The organism is Paenibacillus sp. M2 (assembly GCF_046713495.1).
GTDB lineage: Bacteria > Bacillota > Bacilli > Paenibacillales > Paenibacillaceae > Paenibacillus > Paenibacillus amylolyticus_B.
Genome location: NZ_CP169648.1, coordinates 4,602,209 through 4,619,109 on the forward strand (window position 1 = coordinate 4,602,209; position 16,901 = coordinate 4,619,109).

19 protein-coding genes, 1 pseudogene and 1 riboswitch are annotated in these 16,901 nt (G+C 44.6%); all 20 genes and pseudogenes read right to left on the minus strand.

What is annotated here, in order from left to right; genetic code table 11:
• Position 1: 1 nt before the first annotated feature.
• Positions 2 to 529, minus strand: a complete 528-nt coding sequence (locus ACETMN_RS20880; protein WP_017687661.1) for a redoxin family protein — start codon at positions 527 to 529, stop codon at positions 2 to 4.
• Between the two features lie 134 nt (positions 530 to 663).
• Positions 664 to 1,413: a pseudouridine synthase gene (locus ACETMN_RS20885; RefSeq protein WP_036607741.1), complete on the minus strand. Its 750-nt coding sequence runs from the start codon at positions 1,411 to 1,413 to the stop codon at positions 664 to 666.
• 196 nt (positions 1,414 to 1,609) lie between these two features.
• Positions 1,610 to 2,428: a serine protease gene (locus ACETMN_RS20890; RefSeq protein WP_091018072.1), complete on the minus strand. Its 819-nt coding sequence runs from the start codon at positions 2,426 to 2,428 to the stop codon at positions 1,610 to 1,612.
• Between the two features lie 63 nt (positions 2,429 to 2,491).
• Complete coding sequence (locus ACETMN_RS20895; protein ID WP_091018074.1) at positions 2,492 to 3,025, minus strand: spore maturation protein; 534 nt, start codon at positions 3,023 to 3,025, stop codon at positions 2,492 to 2,494.
• Between the two features lie 6 nt (positions 3,026 to 3,031).
• Entirely contained in the window at positions 3,032 to 3,658 is a 627-nt protein-coding gene (locus tag ACETMN_RS20900) for a nucleoside recognition domain-containing protein (protein ID WP_062835225.1), read from the minus strand.
• A gap of 31 nt (positions 3,659 to 3,689) precedes the next feature.
• Complete coding sequence (locus tag ACETMN_RS20905; protein WP_091018076.1) at positions 3,690 to 4,877, minus strand: D-alanyl-D-alanine carboxypeptidase family protein; 1,188 nt, start codon at positions 4,875 to 4,877, stop codon at positions 3,690 to 3,692.
• Between the two features lie 130 nt (positions 4,878 to 5,007).
• A complete protein-coding gene (gene ytfJ, locus ACETMN_RS20910; RefSeq protein WP_091018077.1) occupies positions 5,008 to 5,490 on the minus strand; it encodes a GerW family sporulation protein in 483 nt (160 codons plus the stop codon).
• A 145-nt stretch (positions 5,491 to 5,635) separates the two neighbouring features.
• Positions 5,636 to 6,367, minus strand: a complete 732-nt coding sequence (locus tag ACETMN_RS20915; protein ID WP_091018079.1) for a DUF2953 domain-containing protein — start codon at positions 6,365 to 6,367, stop codon at positions 5,636 to 5,638.
• 187 nt (positions 6,368 to 6,554) lie between these two features.
• A complete protein-coding gene (scpB, locus tag ACETMN_RS20920) occupies positions 6,555 to 7,211 on the minus strand; it encodes an SMC-Scp complex subunit ScpB (RefSeq protein WP_036672307.1) in 657 nt (218 codons plus the stop codon).
• Positions 7,180 to 7,980 carry a segregation and condensation protein A gene (locus ACETMN_RS20925; RefSeq protein WP_076328266.1) on the minus strand — a complete coding sequence of 267 codons (801 nt, stop codon included), beginning with the start codon at positions 7,978 to 7,980 and terminating at the stop codon, positions 7,180 to 7,182. The genes scpB and ACETMN_RS20925 overlap by 32 nt, the downstream gene beginning before the upstream one ends.
• 104 nt (positions 7,981 to 8,084) lie before the next feature.
• A complete protein-coding gene (ribE, locus tag ACETMN_RS20930; protein ID WP_017687651.1) occupies positions 8,085 to 8,552 on the minus strand; it encodes a 6,7-dimethyl-8-ribityllumazine synthase in 468 nt (155 codons plus the stop codon).
• 102 nt (positions 8,553 to 8,654) lie between these two features.
• The gene (locus ACETMN_RS20935) at positions 8,655 to 9,887 is read right to left on the minus strand and encodes a bifunctional 3,4-dihydroxy-2-butanone-4-phosphate synthase/GTP cyclohydrolase II (RefSeq protein WP_076318983.1); all 1,233 of its coding nucleotides are present in this window, start codon (positions 9,885 to 9,887) and stop codon (positions 8,655 to 8,657) included.
• A 32-nt stretch (positions 9,888 to 9,919) separates the two neighbouring features.
• Positions 9,920 to 10,588 carry a riboflavin synthase gene (gene ribE, locus ACETMN_RS20940; RefSeq protein ID WP_091018080.1) on the minus strand — a complete coding sequence of 223 codons (669 nt, stop codon included), beginning with the start codon at positions 10,586 to 10,588 and terminating at the stop codon, positions 9,920 to 9,922.
• Positions 10,589 to 10,610: 22 nt separating this feature from the next.
• Positions 10,611 to 11,714: a bifunctional diaminohydroxyphosphoribosylaminopyrimidine deaminase/5-amino-6-(5-phosphoribosylamino)uracil reductase RibD gene (gene ribD, locus ACETMN_RS20945; RefSeq protein WP_167483687.1), complete on the minus strand. Its 1,104-nt coding sequence runs from the start codon at positions 11,712 to 11,714 to the stop codon at positions 10,611 to 10,613.
• A gap of 323 nt (positions 11,715 to 12,037) precedes the next feature.
• A riboswitch (FMN riboswitch) is annotated at positions 12,038 to 12,204 on the minus strand.
• 168 nt (positions 12,205 to 12,372) lie between these two features.
• On the minus strand, positions 12,373 to 13,680 hold the full coding sequence (locus ACETMN_RS20950; RefSeq protein WP_411736430.1) for a hypothetical protein: 1,308 nt from the start codon (positions 13,678 to 13,680) through the stop codon (positions 12,373 to 12,375).
• A gap of 113 nt (positions 13,681 to 13,793) precedes the next feature.
• A pseudogene (locus ACETMN_RS20955) lies at positions 13,794 to 14,054 on the minus strand (peptidylprolyl isomerase); the annotation flags it as partial.
• Positions 14,005 to 15,792, minus strand: coding sequence for a recombinase family protein (locus ACETMN_RS20960; protein ID WP_411735058.1), 1,788 nt, complete (start codon positions 15,790 to 15,792; stop codon positions 14,005 to 14,007). The gene ACETMN_RS20960 and the pseudogene ACETMN_RS20955, both read right to left, overlap by 50 nt.
• 9 nt (positions 15,793 to 15,801) lie before the next feature.
• On the minus strand, positions 15,802 to 16,020 hold the full coding sequence (locus tag ACETMN_RS20965; RefSeq protein ID WP_411735059.1) for a hypothetical protein: 219 nt from the start codon (positions 16,018 to 16,020) through the stop codon (positions 15,802 to 15,804).
• Positions 16,001 to 16,558 (minus strand): Holliday junction resolvase RecU, encoded by a 558-nt coding sequence (locus ACETMN_RS20970; RefSeq protein WP_411735060.1) that lies wholly within the window; start codon positions 16,556 to 16,558, stop codon positions 16,001 to 16,003. Before ACETMN_RS20970 ends, ACETMN_RS20965 begins: the two co-directional genes overlap by 20 nt.
• A 203-nt stretch (positions 16,559 to 16,761) precedes the next feature.
• On the minus strand, positions 16,762 to 16,896 hold the full coding sequence (locus ACETMN_RS20975; protein ID WP_411735061.1) for a hypothetical protein: 135 nt from the start codon (positions 16,894 to 16,896) through the stop codon (positions 16,762 to 16,764).
• Positions 16,897 to 16,901 lie beyond the last annotated feature (5 nt).

Genomic DNA, 16,901 nt, shown 5'->3' on the forward strand with positions numbered 1-16,901 from the left:
ATCAGGGCTGCTTCGCCAGTTGCGAAATTTGAGCGTCAAGTGTGTCCAAATCAAGTTGCCCGATATGAATGGTAGAGATTTTGCCCGTGTCGGATACAAAAAATGTCGTTGGCATCGGAGAGATCCCAAAATCACGAACCGAGTTTTTCTCACGGTCTAACATGATTGGAAACGTAACCCCAACCTGCCGTACAAAATTATCCACGGTCATCTGGTCTTCTCCAACATTAATTCCGACAAATTGTACTCCCTGGTCCTTCCATTTGTCAGCTTGCGCCTGAAGTGCAGGCATTTCTTTAACACAAGGTTCACACCAAGTGCCCCAGAAATTGATCACCATTGCTTTTCCTTTGTACTCATCAGACGTATGAACTTGACCATCCAGGCCCAGCAGTTCAAAAGAAGGAGACTTATCCCCTTCCTTTGGCTTGCCATTCGAGCCGGATACCGATGTGGTAATCGCATATCCGCCCAACACCAGGATCAATAACAAAATGACGATTTGCACCGTTCTTCTTGATTTGCCCATGTGCTGCTCCCCTTTTAAGTGACTGTAGCATTCGCATCTTATTGGTCTAAGACAACTGTGAACATCCTATGAACAATTATAGCGAATTTCGTCACAAAACTGCGGCGGTTTTATGAAAATTATGTGTCCTCACATTACCTTTTTTTCATTTTTTTGGCTGGTTCTGATTGTGCGAGGGTAATCAGGTTGTTGACTTCCTCTTTGGTCAGATGACGTGTCAGACCACGTTTCAGGTTTTGTAGCAAAATACCACCAAACGAAATCCGTTTCAGACGGGTTACCGGATGGTTGATTGCCTCGAACATACGTCTAACCTGACGGTTACGTCCTTCATAGATCGTAATGGAAATGACCGACTCATTAGCCGCTGTATCCACATCTTTGTACTCTACCTCTGCAGGAGCCGTCATGCCGTCATCCAGCATAATGCCTGTCTTTAATTTCTCCAGAGCTGTACCATGTGGCACACCTTTGACCGTTGCGTGATACGTTTTGGGTACATGATGCTTCGGATGCGTTAGCAAATGTGCAAACTCACCATCATTGGTAAGGATCAATAAGCCCTCTGTGTCATAATCCAGACGACCTACAGGATATACGCGTTCCTTGACACCTTTCAGGTAGTCGGATACAATTTTCCGACCTTCCGGGTCAGATGCACTTGTGATTACGCCTTTTGGCTTGTTCAACATCAAATACACTTTTTTCTCACTGCGGATCGGTTTTCCATTAACCGTAATCATATCCTCTTCGGGGTTCGCTTTTGTACCCAGTTCGGTTACGACCTCCCCGTTAACTTCTACTTTGCCGGACAGGATTAGTTCCTCGCTTTTGCGGCGGGATGCAATGCCTGCCTGTGCGATAATTTTTTGTAATCTTTCCATGTTTGTCATGTCACCTCACACTAATGATACCCATCAAACAGGGAAATCACAAGGATAATCCAAGGATTTTGTTAACTGGCGACACGAATATGTATTTTAGGCTACCTCCCCCTTTGAGATTGACGCAAAAAAAGCCTGCCTTTACACGACCTGTTGAACACAGATGGCGTAAAGATAAGCCTTTTCCTCAAATCATTTAATTGGAAACTTTGCCGGCAACTGCAACTTGTTTTTTGGCAGGTTTAGTACTCTCTTTAATGAAAGTCTCCAATGTTTTGGATGTAATATAATAGGTACGTCCACCGTACACAAATGTCATCATACCAATGACCCGGTTGTTCTGATCCAGAACAGGGCCACCTGAATTACCTTGGGCCATGGATTTCACAATACTGCCGATTCCCTTTTTACCTGGAACATCCGAAGCTTGAGAACTAAACACTCTGCTTTTGGCTATCGTATTGAAGGTTGAAGGAAAATCTTCATCCAGGATGACCAGATCACCAGCAGGATTTTTGGGGAATCCAATCGTATAGACAACCTGGTTATCCCTCGCGTTTGCAAATGTGACCGGTTGGGCGTCTATTTCCTTGTCCAGCTTCAGCAGCGCCATGTCTGTCACCGGATCTGTCTTAATAATCTTTGCCTTTACAGGCTTTCCTAAGGAACCTGGACTCGCAACAGTCAGTGTGCCTTCATCACCATCAGACAGTTCAGCAAAACTCTGAACGACATGGTAATTCGTGAGCACTTCATCCTTTGAGATCAGTATCGAGGTTCCAACATCATAATATACCATATCGGGTTCATCCTGCTTGACCAAACGTACATTCACGACTGGGAAAGAATCTGCCGTAACTGCCATTTGTGCACGCAGCTGTTTATCAAAGTAACCTGTAAAATGTATCGTCTGAACGGCTTGAGCTGCCGCCAGCCCCGTTGACCCTGCGAGCATTGCAATAGCAAGCACGCCTGTCATTCCGACACGGAGCATTCGCTTCCAACTCTTCTGCATGTCTCACTCTCCTCCGCTATTATTCTAGCATATCTAATATATCGGAAGGAAAGGAGATATCTTTTAACCAAAAACGAGCAAACAAATGGCGAGGGCAGCAATAAAACCAACGACATCGGAAAACAACCCTACTTTGAGTGCATATCGACCGTTCCGTATCCCTACAGCCCCAAAATAGACAGTCAACACATATAACGTGGTGTCTGTACTCCCCTGAATTGTAGATGCCATACGTCCAATCAAGGAGTCGGGACCATGGGTTTTGATCAGATCGGTTGTAAACGCCAGAGAGCCTGTCCCCGTTAAAGGACGCAGTATTCCGAGTGGCAACACTTCGCCCGGAACACCCATCCAGGACACCAGCGGAGCGAACAGACTAATCACAAAATCCAGTGCACCCGAGGCACGAAATACACTGATTGCGACCATCATGCCCACGAGATGCGGAATAATACTGATTGCAGTGGAGAAACCATCCTTGGCCCCATCAACAAAGGATTCGTAAACCGGGACCTTTTTGGTAAACGCATATAATGGAACAAACGCGATAATAACCGGGATGGCCCAGACGGAGATCCAGTTGATGAAGGTTAACAAAGGTGCTCATCCTTTCATGCCGGGATTGCCACTTTTCTGTATGCGCGGCGGTTTGTGTAAAGCCCTGTTCCGATACCAGCGATCGGCGATTATAGCAGCAAGTGTAGCGATAATGGTAGCCATCAATGTTGTTCCCACAATCTCTGTAGCATTGGCGGAATGATAGTTTAAGCGGATGGCGATCAGCGTTGTCGGAATAATGGTAATACTAGCCGTATTCAGAGCCAGTAAGGTGCACATGGCAGGAGAAGCGGTTTGTTTGTCCGGATTAAGCTCCTGCAGCTGTTGCATGGCTTTGATTCCCATTGGAGTAGCCGCATTTCCTAGCCCCAGCAGATTCGCACTCATATTGGAGAGAATATAACCCATCGCCGGATGATTTTTGGGCACATCGGGGAACAGGAAACCCACAACCGGACCGAGCAGCTTGGCAATCCGGGCCAAGAGGCCAGCATCCTCAGCCATTTTCATCATACCCATCCAGAACACAAGCACACTGATCAGTCCAAAACAGACCGTGACTCCCGTTGCCGCGCCATCAAAAGCGGCTTGCGTGACCACTTCAATATTGCCGTTGATGGCTGCAAAAGCAAATCCGATTAAGATCATAAGCAGCCAAATTAAATTGATCAATGGTTATACCCTCCCTTCAACGATGGTTCAACTAAGGAGACAACAGGTGACTTAATACGGCACGCCACGCAGCTGCCCAGGAAGAGACTTCTCCGATGCCACCCAGCGTTGACTCGGCTGTCTTCGGTTCCGGAGGAATAAAACTACCTTTGCGATACACCGGAATCGAGCCAACAAGTTTGCCGTCAAGTTGCATATCAATGCGACCTGCCAATCCGAACGAAGGATCTGTCGATTGTTCCTTGCCATCCGTTTCCGACTGTCCTCGATTTTCGTGTAGTATCAATTTCTTGGTCAATGAGCCTTGTTCACTTTTAGCCATTGGGTACCAGAATCCCCGGCCCGTAACAACATCTGTATTTTGCACAGGCTGTTCTTGCTTCGCGATCTCTACCAACGGGAAGTATTCAAACCCGAAATCTAGCATCCGAGCATGATCGTTCCAATCGTTTCCGTCGTTCAGCGTTACTGCGGCGAGCTGCTGTCCATTACGTGTAGCGGAGCTGACCAAACATCTGAAAGCTTTCTTTGTGTAGCCGGTTTTAACGCCATCTGCACCTTCATACATCCGCAGCATTTTATTTTTGTTATGCCAGGAGTATTCCCAGCTTTCATTGGGGTTCGGTGCGGATTTGTCCTCCGTGGCTACGATGCGTTTGAACACCGGATTGTGCAACGCATATGCCGTTAATCGGGCCAAGTCATTAGCTGTAGAATAGTGACCTTCTGCATCCAGTCCATGAGGGTTCATAAAATGGGAATGCGCCAGGCCGATTTGCTCCGCTTTTTTGTTCATTAACAGGACAAAGCCTTCTTCCGATCCACCGACATGTTCTGCGATCGCAGAGGCAGCGTCATTGCCTGAACGGAGCATTAGCCCGTACAACATGTTTTCAAGCGTCATCTCTTCACCTAACTTCAGATAGAGAGACGATCCTTCTTTGGCAAAAGCCGTGGGAGTCACTTTCACTTTCTCATCCAGCTTGCTGTGTTCGATCGCTACAATCGCCGTCATGATTTTGGTCAAGCTGGCAATTCGCAATTCCTTATCCCCATCCTTACTGTATAAGATCCGGCCTGATGTGACATCAATGAGAGCAGCGCTTTGCGCATGTGTAGACGGACCTTGAATTGTTGCCTGGGCTTGAGTAACCCCTAATGAAGACAGCAAGAAGACAGGGATAAGCATGCATGCAAGAACTTTCGTTATTTTTCGCATCAATTCATTCCTCCGGGTCACTTGGAATCTTGTACTATCTTATGTCCGGGCAACTTGGAGTATGTCCCATCGGGCAAAAACAGCAAAAATCCCTCACGCTTGGATGCGGGAGGGATCATGACCAACTGATTCAGCTATAGGTTGATGGATCTGGTGTTACTGGTACATCTGTTGTATTCGTTGTTTTTGTATTACGTTGGAACATGCCTTGAATTCGATCAAGAACATAAGGCGTAGAGTCAATGAGTTTCTCAAACAGATGTGTGGAGTTATCGAGTGGCACAATGTGTACCCCCTGTTTACCTACCACCAGGAACGCAATAGGACGTATGGATACACCGCCGCCACTACCGCCACCAAATGGAGAAGCAACTTTAGCTGAACTCGCATGTTCTGCAGAGGTACCCGTAGCACCACCTTTGCCATTACTTTCTCCATTGACGTGAAAATCACTACCACCGGCAGCAAATCCGAATCCCACCTTACTGATTGGCAGTATCACGGTACCATCCGGTGTTTCGACTGCATCGCCAACAATTGTATTGACATCCACCATGGCCTTGATATTTTCCATAGCGGTTTCCATTAAGCCTTGAATTGGATGATCTGACATTTTAATTCCCTCCAGTTTCAATGTAAGCTAGGTTTGATCTAACCATATCATCCCCAAACTTGAAGGGACTTATGTAAATAAGCATTTTAAGTACACGCACCGCACCCCAACCTCATATTTCCAAACAGTTCGGTATAATGGGTTTTTACAGAGTTGTCCCACTAAGTTTCTTCTTTTGCTTCTCCTTATGCCTGCGGCGCTGTTCCTGAAGAAGTTTGAACCACATCCGCCATCCGCCTTCGACTTGAAGCACACGGGTGAGTAGTGTAACTCCAGCGATCAGAACGGCTGTAATCCGAATTTTCGCTCTGAAATCCAGATCGGTTCTAAATTCCATTTCATCGGACCATACCGGCATAACCTGAAGCACGGGTGTTTCATCAAAGCGGATCTGATAGGTGAGAAAACCAATAATAATGGATTTGATACTCCACACCCAGCCCGTCAGCACCGCTGTATATGCTGCATCACCAACGCCGATGTGGGTAGCCCAGGACAGTTGGGTCATATGTACGCGTGTGAGTGTTTGCTTAAGCCACAGCTTGAGCGCGTCTGTTGCCCTAAGCATAATTTTCACATCTTTAGCCCACTTCTTGACTTTGCGTTTGTTGACCCGCTCACTTCCCTGGGCCTCGCCTCTCGAATGATTCATGGATTTTTCGGTCTTGACCAGAAAACCTTCCTTCATATTGCGAAAAACAATACTCGGGATCTCATAGTTAATCCGCACAATTCCATAGAGAAGACGAACATTAATATTGGCGTAATCATCACTTTTATGTTTACTGAATGTAAAATGTACATGAACATTTGAGATGAGGACTGCGGCAATCAGCAATGCGAACAACAAACCGATTCCTCCAAGCCAAATCCACACAGGCCTTACCTCCAAGCCCTCAATTCTTTTCTCGTCTAGTATGGCACTCTGAATAGGAAAAAATTCACGTCTCACCTAAAAATCCCATTACATATTTATTTTTAAACTGTTCTATTCACCATTTATCTAAACAATGCACAAAAAAACCGACTCCACTGATGGGTGTCGGTTAGTATGAGCTAGCAAATTAGAGTGAAGAATCCGTATTATCATCTTCGTTGTCGATATGACTTAGGTCATCCGCCGGATCAGCACTTTCCGGTTCCAGTTGTTGCAAATCCAGTTTGTTGAATAACAGTTGTGTCTCTTCTTCCAGGTTTTCCGAATCTTCGAACAAGCCTGGTTCCGGGAGGTCTTTAATTGAAGCCAGTCCGAAATAATCCAGGAATGACTTGGTCGTTCCATACAGAATTGGTCGTCCGATGGCCTCGGCTCGTCCTACTTCAATAATCAGATCCTTATTCACAAGCGTATGGATGGCCCGCTCCGATTTTACACCGCGGATTTCCTCAATCTCTACCCGTGTAATCGGCTGACGATACGCCACAATGGCCAGCGTCTCCAGAGCCGCCTGGGATAAGGACGTGCGTGCGGGAGAGTATGCCAGTTTCTCGAAATATACAGCGTGGTCAGGCAAGGTGCCCAACTGAACTACACCAGCGATCTTGAGAATCTGTACACCTCGTCCCTGCTGTGAAAATTCATGAATCATCTCCTCAATCGCGTCCGTTACAAGCTCCACTCGCTGGTCGACGATCTCGGCGATTTGTTTGATACTCAGACCTTCTTCTCCGGACAAAAACAGCAGGCCTTCAATAATCGATTTCAATTTCGGAAAATCCATGATTCTTTGTTTCCCCTCTCCACTCCATAACGATATCCTCAAACATCCGTTCCTGATAACAGACAATCTGCTTCATCTTCATCAGTTCCAGCACCGCCAGAAAAGTGACAACAATCTCATGGCGATAGATATGCTCATCCATCAATTTGGAGAATAACAGTCTGCCTCCCGGCCCCATACTTTCCAAAGCGCCGATGACATCCCGTATCCGGTCCTTAACCGAAATCTCATCCCGTTTGATTCGGGTTACAGTTGTGCGCTTCTCAGCCTTGCGTAGCGCCTTCTGAAAGGCTGCAATCAGGTCAGAGGTGTGTAAACCCTCAACCGGGTTCGATTGGGCTTCTACGGGCATATAGGGGCGCAGATCCTCGGGCTCTTTGGAAAATATAAGGCTGCGTTCCCACTCCCGTTCATGAAGATGACGCGCAATTCCCTTGTACTTGCGATATTCTATCAGACGTGCAATCAGCTCTGCACGTGGATCATAATCTTCTTCTTCCATAAAATCATAATCCTCAAAGTCCTCAATTACCGGTGGTTTGGGCAGCAAAAGTTTGCTCTTGATCGACAGCAATGTTGCTGCCATAACCAGAAACTCACTCGTAATATCCAGTTCCAGTTCCTGCATCGAATGCAGATACGCCATGTATTGATCGGTAATATCGCTGATGGGAATATCCTGGATATGAATTTCAGCCTTATCAATCAGATGAAGCAGCAGATCCAAAGGCCCTTCAAAAGTCTCCAGTTTGTATGTAACTACCGTCACTAGACGAATCCTCCCGCCAGAAAAATACAAAACCCTGCTAAGCCGTCCGAATCCGGTTTCCCGTGTTCGTCTGCGCAAAGCAGGGCACTACTATTAAATAAGCACTATTTTAGCTGTTTCGTCAAGTTTGCCATCTCAATTGCCGCCGTAGCTGCATCCCAACCTTTGTTACCCGCCTTGGTTCCGGCACGTTCAATCGCTTGTTCAATATTTTCTGTTGTAACCAGTCCAAAGATCGTAGGCACGCCCGTTTTCAGGTTAATTGCTGCTACCCCTTTAGCCATCTCGTTGCATACATAATCGTAATGTGTAGTTGATCCACGAATGACGGTTCCCAGCGTAATCACCGCATCATACTTGCCACTCTCCGCCATTTTCTGCGCAATCAAAGGGATTTCGAACGCACCTGGAACCCAGGCTACATCCACTTCATCATCCTGCACGCCGTGACGTTTGAATGCATCAAGAGCTGCGCTAAGCAATTTACTGGTAATGAATTCGTTGAAACGTCCAACGACAACTCCATATCTGGATCCTTCTGATACTAAATGTCCTTCGAAAAATTGTGGCATTCAAGTCATCTCCCTAACGGTATAATGTAATGTAAGTAACGGAAATCCCTAAGTAATCTCTTCCATAAATTACATGGTGAACGTTGTTCATCTAAAATATATTTACTGTTCGTTCTGCTCGATATCATCAAACTTGAGCATATGCCCCAACTTGGCTTGCTTGGTATGAAGATACACCGTATTGTCCTCGTTCTCTTCCATCTGGATCGCAACACGCTCTACGACTTCAAGTCCATATCCTTCAAGACCTTTAATTTTACGAGGATTGTTAGTTAGCAGTCTGATCTGACGAACCCCAAGGTCTTTCAGTATTTGAGCGCCAATTCCGTAATCACGCAAGTCAGCAGCAAAACCCAAACTCAGGTTTGCATCAACAGTATCCATACCTTCCTCTTGCAGCTTATAGGCTTTGAGTTTGTTGATCAGGCCAATACCCCGACCTTCCTGTCTCATATAAAGCAGTACACCGTTGCCTTCCTCATGAATCTGTTTGAGTGCCGCATCAAACTGCGGACCACAGTCACAACGATGCGAATGGAATACATCACCTGTCAAACATTCAGAGTGTACACGTACAAGTACAGGTTTGGAACCATCAATCTCACCTTTAACCAGAGCCACATGTTCCTTATTGTCCACAGCGTTTGTATAAGCCACCGCTTGAAACTCACCAAAGTCCGTTGGCATACGCACAGCCACTTCACGTTGAACCAGCTGCTCTTTTTCGTTACGGTAACGAATCATGTCCTGAATACTGATCAGCTTCAGATCATGTTTGCGGGCAATCTCCTGCAGATCCGGAAGTCTGGCCATTGTGCCATCTTCCTTAATTACTTCACAGATAACGCCAGCGGGATATGAACCACACATAATAGCCAAATCTACTGCTGCTTCTGTGTGCCCGGCACGACGAAGTACACCGCCGTCTTTTGCAATAAGCGGGAACATGTGACCAGGCTTACGGAAGTCCCCGGCTTTCGCCTCAGGATCAATCAGACCTTTCACGGTAATAGAGCGTTCATGTGCCGAGATGCCTGTTGTCGTATCTTTGTGATCCACAGAGACGGTGAAGGCTGTTCCATGGAAATCCGTATTTTGTTGAACCATCGGTTTCAGGTTAAGTTCGTCCGCACGTTGTTGTGTAATCGGAACACAGACCAGACCTCTACCTTCAGTAATCATGAAATTAATGACTTCAGGTGTCGCCTTTTCAGCCAAAGCGATAAAATCGCCTTCATTCTCCCGATCTTCATCATCCACAACAATGACGGGTTTGCCACGCATGAGGTCATATATGGCTTCTTCTATTGTGTCCAGAATGGATTGTTCTGACATTGGTCCACCTCCAGTTAATTTCTGTTCTCTATTTATGCAAATCCGTGATTGGCGAGAAAATCTTCACTGATACTGCGCGGCTTGCCAGTACCCGTCTCCCGATGCCCTCTCCCATACTGGAGCAGATGATCCACATATTTGCCCAAAATATCGCATTCGATATTAATGGTATCCCCTGTCTTTTTCACATTTAGTACAGTTTCACCAATGGTATGCGGGATAATGGAAACCGTGAATGCGGTATCCGATGTATGGACAACGGTCAAACTAATGCCATCCAGTGTAACCGATCCTTTGGGGATCAGATATTTGAACAACTGGTGATCATCAGGCTTGATCTCAAACACAATCGCATTCTGATCACGTGTTATACTGCCAATCACTCCAGTACCATCGACATGGCCCTGAACGATATGTCCGCCAAAACGACCGCCGGATTGCATGGCCCGCTCCAGATTAACTTTACTGCCAGATTGCAGCTGACTGAGAGTGGTATGGCGATACGTTTCAGGCATTACATCGGCGGTAAAACCTCCACCTTCGAGTGTTGTCGCAGTTAAGCACACGCCGTTCACTGCTACACTATCACCAATCTTCAGATCGTCCATGATGGCGGAAGCTCCGATATTCAGGACCATCGCTTCGCCTTTCCGACCAATACGCCGGATCTGACCGACTTCTTCCACCAAACCGGTAAACATGCTGCCGCCTCCCCTGTTTTATTTATTCAGGCCACACCGGAATACCGCCAATGCTGATATTATCTCCAACTTGTTCGATCTCCAACTGATTCAATTGAATCGCCTGATTCATACGTTCCACACCCTCGAAGCGGAAGCTTCCAGGTGTATCATAACCGCCTACAATCTTCGGAGCGATAAACATGAGCAGTCGATCGACCAACCGTGCCTCCAGCATGGCTCCATTCAAGGTGCCTCCACCTTCAAGCAAAATCGAACCAATCTCACGCTCACCCAACTTGCTAAGTCCGTTTAACAGATCCACACGTGGTCCAGGACCACAGCGTATAATTTCGACGCCGTAGGCTTCCAAACGTTCAGCAGCTTCAGGACTGGCTTCGTCTGTTGTCAGCACCCATGTTGGAGCAAGACCATCCTTAACCATTTTGGCACCTACGGGAAGACGTAACTTGGAATCCACCACAATGCGCACTGGACTAATGCCTTCGACTTGCAAACGGGTAGTAAGTTCCGGATTATCGGCAATCACTGTGTCGACACCAACCATAATTCCCTGGTGACGATGACGAAGGGCATGCACAATCTCACGAGCAGGCTCGTTAGAGATCCACTTGCTGTCTCCGCTGCGAGTAGCAATTTTGCCATCCAAAGTAGTAGCCGTCTTCAGTGTCACAAAAGGTAGACCTGTTGTAATAAATTTAATGAATTTTTCATTCATGCGTCTTCCACGCTCACGCAGTACGCCAACTTCAACTTCAATGCCTTGTTGACGAAGCATGCTTATGCCCCTGCCGGATACTTGCGGATTTGGATCTTCACAACATACCACAACACGTTTCACCTTTTCATGAATCAGGCGTTCACTACAAGGTGGCGTCTTGCCATAATGACTACAAGGCTCAAGTGTAACGTATACCGTACTTCCTTCTGCATCACTGCCTGCCATGTTAAGTGCATGCACCTCTGCATGCCCGGTTCCACGTTTCAGATGGCTCCCCAGGCCTACAATACGACCCTCTTTCACAACTACACATCCAACGACCGGATTGATCCCCGTCTGTCCCTGTGCTCGTTCCGCCATATCCAATGCCAGTGCCATATAAAATTCATCATTGATCATTTCCAAATCCGTTCACCCCGCGGTTTAAAGTCTTGTTTATTAAAAAATCCCCGTCGAACAATCAGTTCGATGGGGATGATGAGAGACAAATGTCACCAGCAGGAGTGAAATGGATACAGCACGCCAACACTTTGCCCAAAACCTCATTTCGGGCAAGTGAAAATAGACACATACCTTAATGAACATCAATTACAGGTAAAGAGCTTTTATAGTGCGGCATATGTATGGAACTGTCCGGCGTAACCGGATCTTCCCTGCACAGTGCAAGACATTACAAATCGTGACTGTGCAGCAATACTCCTGCTGAATGCAAACCTGTTAGGTCTGCACCTCTCCTTCTCCCATCCAGACTATACTGTCGGTTCTGGAATTACACCAGATCAGCCATCTGCCAAGGGCAGACAGGTCACGGACTTTGCATGAAGTGCTGGACATGTGTCCTTACACTTCCTGCATCACCGCCGGTAGGGAATCGCACCCTGCCCTGAAGGATTGCTTTCGTTATTACTTGGATGTTAGCACTTTAATGCCAAAAAATCAATTGTTTTTTGTTCCTTTTTGTCACATACTAACTTTTAATAAGCTAAGAAACAACAAAAAACCGCTTCCTCTCAAGGAGGCACGGTTTTGGCTTGGAGGCCCATTTCATATCAATCGTATCATTCTACATATCAGGAAAACACCAGCTCGCCATATGCTTTAATTCTTTGGCATTATGAAAGGGAATACGGTCAGGTTCTTGCAGGGGCGAAGTCGGAAGCGGGAACTCTCTTGCCACCCTTCTGACCCAACTTGTGGAATCGATCGCAATAGCCGAGCATTTCCAGCGTCCATTCGCTCTAGGTCGAAACGTCCCATGCAAATCTGCTTTTCCCGGCATCTCTGGAAAGACTCCATCCAAATATTCAACGATGACACGCTTGTCTCTGACTTCATGACAATACACCGTCACCCATACACCTTCCCGGACCCGAACAGCATACACATCTCCAGACTGTACCTCCCCGGTACCTGCATCAGGAGATGCCTTTGGTACTTTTCCACGAACACTTCTCTTCTTCTCCAATGCCCCTAAGATCGTGTCCTTTACAGCTGGACTCTCATCAGGCTTATCCGCAAGAGATATATTATTTAGATCAAAATCATGAAATATCTTGTTCAGGTTGTTCTCATTAATTCCGACAGATGAGTCCCACCATGCCAGAGGGGCCTGAACTTCAACCCGAACATTGGGGCGTGCGTCACGTTGCATGTAAGAGGTGAATTCCGTTATCATTCCAGGATGTTCCGGCGTATCCAATATGCCAATCAGAGCTAACGTCTCAAGCAAATCACGGTACGCATATTCCTTCTGTGTAGGCAAAAGACGTTCCTTCTTGAGGGCTACTGCTGCCTTGCTGTAACGAGTTTTGGGAGGTAATTCGCGCAGCACCGTTAACACCGCACGGAATGTCCAGCGGTCGTAATCATTGGCTATTGGAAGTTCCTGCGCGGCAGCCAGCTCTCGAAGTGCCAACACATATCCAAAAGGATCACCATCCAATGGGGTTCCATTGGTCATCCGCCAATACCATTGCAGCGTCGTGTCGGTTGCTTGATCTACACTTAATCCGCAAATCTTGCAAGTGTTCGAAGATGGATATGACGTATGTTCATGGCTTGGCATACTGCTCGCAATAAGCTTGCCCGTAAGCAACGAGCGCCAGATCATGGGTGCGGACCACAAAGAGGATACAAAAGCCTGCGCTGCATCATTGATCGTCCATTGATTTGCAACTTTTTTCAGCTCAGCAATCGTTTCATCATGTTGTGGACGTACAAATCGATTCGGTTCATGCCCGGCTGCCTCAAGCGCTTCTCGATCCTTTACGGATAGACTATCCGGAACGAAATGCCGCGATGCCTGAAGTTCTTCATCCCACAACGTGCGCTCACTATAAATTTGTTTTAACAAAAATAGCTGAGTAACCATATCCAAGGTTTTATTCATCCTTTCTAATCAACGATTTCAAATATGTAAAAAAATAAAAAAAGTGCTTCTATAAAAGAAGCACTTCATGTTTGGATCCAGTTAAGGTGAAGGTATTAAGCTTCTACAACTTCAACAGTTTCCATTTTGTCTTTACCTTCTAAAGCGTCCACGAACTCCATACCTTTAGTTACTTTACCAAATACAGTATGTTGTCCATCCAAATGTGGTTGCGGTTGGTAGCAGATGTAGAACTGGCTTCCACCTGTGTTACGGCCAGCATGTGCCATAGCCAGTGTTCCGCGCTCATGTTTGTTCGGGTTAATTTCACAGTTGATTGTGTAACCTGGGCCACCTGCACCGCTTGGAACCGGACATGTTATACTCTGAAGGTGGTGTATTACCTAGCCTATTGGAGATGGAGTTGGACTGGTTATTAGCCACATAATTAGTGCTTGTATTTGGTTTTGCGAGCGGTATAAGTAGATCAATGGATATCTCATCCTTTTTGAAGGATAGATCACCTATTATAATAGAAAGCATCATTTTTTTCGAGTCAATGTCTTGTTGTTCATATTTCTCAACCCAGTTATCGAAGTCGATAAGAACTTGTTCGTACTGGCTTAACTTTAATTTTTCGTCATTAAGCTCATTTTCGAGAGATGTGATCAAAAGATTCTTTTCGGTGATTTTATTTTCTTGATCAACCAACATAGATTCGACAGTCTCAAAGCTCAATCTGCTTTGTCCAAGCTCTACCTTAACAATCAACCCCTTGATTGCCGATAATTCTTGATAGTCTGTCTGCATGTCCCTTTTAGTTTTTTCTAAGAGTATTGCTCTCTTTTTCACATTTTCTTCTTGAAACTTATTCATTTCTTCAATGAAATCGTCCTTTTTTGCTTCTTCGATAAACTGTTTAACCAAACGCTCAACTTCTGATTCATATTTCTTTGCTCCAAACATGATAGATTCGTGATTAACTTTATCCGCTGATGTCTTTCCTCGTTTACATGTGTATCTCTTAACGACAGATATCGTTTCAGATCCATCATTCTTTTTGTATTTTTTATAAGAGTAATCAGAAGATAGATTTCCTCCGCAATATCCACATTTTGCAACTCCACTTAGTAATAATTGAGACTTAGTAGGAATTTTAGATTCAGCATCGTTTGGCTTTCTATTGTTTCTACTATCTAACATCTTTCGTACTTGATTAAAATCAGACTTGGTGACAATTTCCCATTCTTCTCTATATGGTTGAAGTTTCATTTGATCCCAGTTTGCCGAACCACCTTCAGAATAAACTCCATACCTCTTATAACCAGTTACAATTGGATTACCTAATATTCTAGATATATAGTTGCTTTTCCATTCAGAACCTTTTCTTGTTTTATATCCGTTTTCGTTTAGCCATCCTGCTATTCTAATTGTGCCAAATCCTTTTGTAAGAGCTAAGTTGAAGACAATTTTGACTACGGTTGCTTCTTCTTTGTTGATTCGAACATCCTTAATATTCTTGTCTTTTTTTGGGTGTTTTACACCTGTGTCATATATTTCATATCCATAGGGTGCTGAGCCTCCTGTGTAGCCTCCCTCTTCATTTAACTGTGAAATAGCTTCGGTTACCCTTTGAGAAGTTTTAATACTTTCACCAGACGCTTGCCAAAAGGTTATGTAGTTTGTAAGACTATCAACGTGATTATCAAAAGTTCTTTGACCTTCCATAACTGACCAAACTTCAATACCTTGTTTAACAAACCACTCAACAATGAATGGAGTTTCCTCGTGTTTCCTTCCTAGGCGGTCATACATGAACACCAATACCACATCGAACTCTTTGTTGATTGCTGCTTTGCGCAATGATTCGATAGCGTCTCTGTCTTTAGCTGATTTTTTAAATCCTGAAACACCCATCTCTATCAATTCTCTTTCTAGCACCCAGTCAGATTTTCTACTAACAAACTCTCTACTTGCATTTCGTTGCATAGGAATGTCGTCGCCTGTTCCTTGTCTATCAGTTGATACACGATATAAGCCCCAAACTCTTTTCACTGGTGTATTTCCTCCCCTGTACGTAGAATAAATCATGTCCCTACTAATTATAGAGGACATGACTTATTGTTACAAGTTTCCTTTTACGAAAAAATTCTTTAAAGCTTCATTTGCAATTTCATGATCCCTTTCATCCCCAGAGATTCTAATATTCATCTTAAAACCTCTACTGTTCTTGTCAGTGAACAAGTGTTTAGAGCCATCTTCATTTTCTGTATAGTTATAGACATCACCGCAAAAGATAACTTTTTCAGTAGGACTGCTAGCTTTAGTTATTGCATTTTCCATATGTATTAATTGCCTCCACTATAAAATCTTTTAAGTGATAATGCCATCTTGTACGTGGCTTATATCCTTTAATCTCAATCCCTATTTCTGCACAGATGGCTAGTGAAATACTACTTTTATTTACTTTGTTTCTATATGTATGTTCCTTGATTTGATTCTGAGCTATGTTTTGATACTTCAAAAATTCTTCTATATGTATAAAGTACACCTTGTTCTCTGGTTCACGAAAATTCATAATGAAACCAGATATGACACCTTCATATGCATTTGCTTCAGCCAGTTTATCGATCTGATGTTGTTTGATTATACTTTCATCAAAACTAATGGACTTCAACTTTGTTGATTTAAGTTCTAAAGTAAAAAGATGATTCTCTGCAAACATCATGCAATCATAATCATTTCTCGTTATTCTGACTCTGTTGCGCAAATCTGGTGGTATAAATGTGTCTTTGATTCTGGTAAAGAATATTTTCTCTTTACCTTGTGCAGCAGATTTTTGAAAATCCTCTTCAAATATGCGTCCTTGATTTGTAGCCAATCAATCATTCCTCTCCCGCAATTAATCTCTTAGCTTCTACTGCTTTGAACAAACAATCATATGTATCATGAACACATGTTCCATAAACATCTAAGACTTCTTCGCCAACAATAATATCTTCCCTACAACCGTAACAGGTCGAATACTTCACCTCCTTTTCTTGTGGATTGGGAAAGTGTAAATGGTGATAATCGCTATTAAATCTATCCATTTGTTTTCTCAATTTTCTCATTCAACAATTGACTAAGGACTGTTCCTACAACCTCTGTATATTCATCCTCAGTCAACTTACGTCCAATAATCTTCTCAATTTTTGACTTGCTAAGTTTGTTCTCCATCTTTA

What these genes read in the sequence shown, in the direction of transcription:
- ACETMN_RS20880 (WP_017687661.1), bottom strand. Translation starts at nt 529, where the DNA reads ATGGGCAAATCAAGAAGAACGGTGCAAATCGTCATTTTGTTATTGATC.
- ACETMN_RS20885 (WP_036607741.1), bottom strand. Translation starts at nt 1,413, where the DNA reads ATGGAAAGATTACAAAAAATTATCGCACAGGCAGGCATTGCATCCCGC.
- ACETMN_RS20890 (WP_091018072.1), bottom strand. Translation starts at nt 2,428, where the DNA reads ATGCAGAAGAGTTGGAAGCGAATGCTCCGTGTCGGAATGACAGGCGTG.
- ACETMN_RS20905 (WP_091018076.1), bottom strand. Translation starts at nt 4,877, where the DNA reads ATGCGAAAAATAACGAAAGTTCTTGCATGCATGCTTATCCCTGTCTTC.
- ytfJ (WP_091018077.1), bottom strand. Translation starts at nt 5,490, where the DNA reads ATGTCAGATCATCCAATTCAAGGCTTAATGGAAACCGCTATGGAAAAT.
- scpB (WP_036672307.1), bottom strand. Translation starts at nt 7,211, where the DNA reads ATGGATTTTCCGAAATTGAAATCGATTATTGAAGGCCTGCTGTTTTTG.
- ribE (WP_017687651.1), bottom strand. Translation starts at nt 8,552, where the DNA reads ATGCCACAATTTTTCGAAGGACATTTAGTATCAGAAGGATCCAGATAT.
- ACETMN_RS20935 (WP_076318983.1), bottom strand. Translation starts at nt 9,887, where the DNA reads ATGTCAGAACAATCCATTCTGGACACAATAGAAGAAGCCATATATGAC.
- ribE (WP_091018080.1), bottom strand. Translation starts at nt 10,588, where the DNA reads ATGTTTACCGGTTTGGTGGAAGAAGTCGGTCAGATCCGGCGTATTGGT.
- ACETMN_RS20950 (WP_411736430.1), bottom strand. Translation starts at nt 13,680, where the DNA reads ATGGTTACTCAGCTATTTTTGTTAAAACAAATTTATAGTGAGCGCACG.
- ACETMN_RS20960 (WP_411735058.1), bottom strand. Translation starts at nt 15,792, where the DNA reads ATGTCCTCTATAATTAGTAGGGACATGATTTATTCTACGTACAGGGGA.
- ACETMN_RS20965 (WP_411735059.1), bottom strand. Translation starts at nt 16,020, where the DNA reads ATGGAAAATGCAATAACTAAAGCTAGCAGTCCTACTGAAAAAGTTATC.
- ACETMN_RS20975 (WP_411735061.1), bottom strand. Translation starts at nt 16,896, where the DNA reads ATGGAGAACAAACTTAGCAAGTCAAAAATTGAGAAGATTATTGGACGT.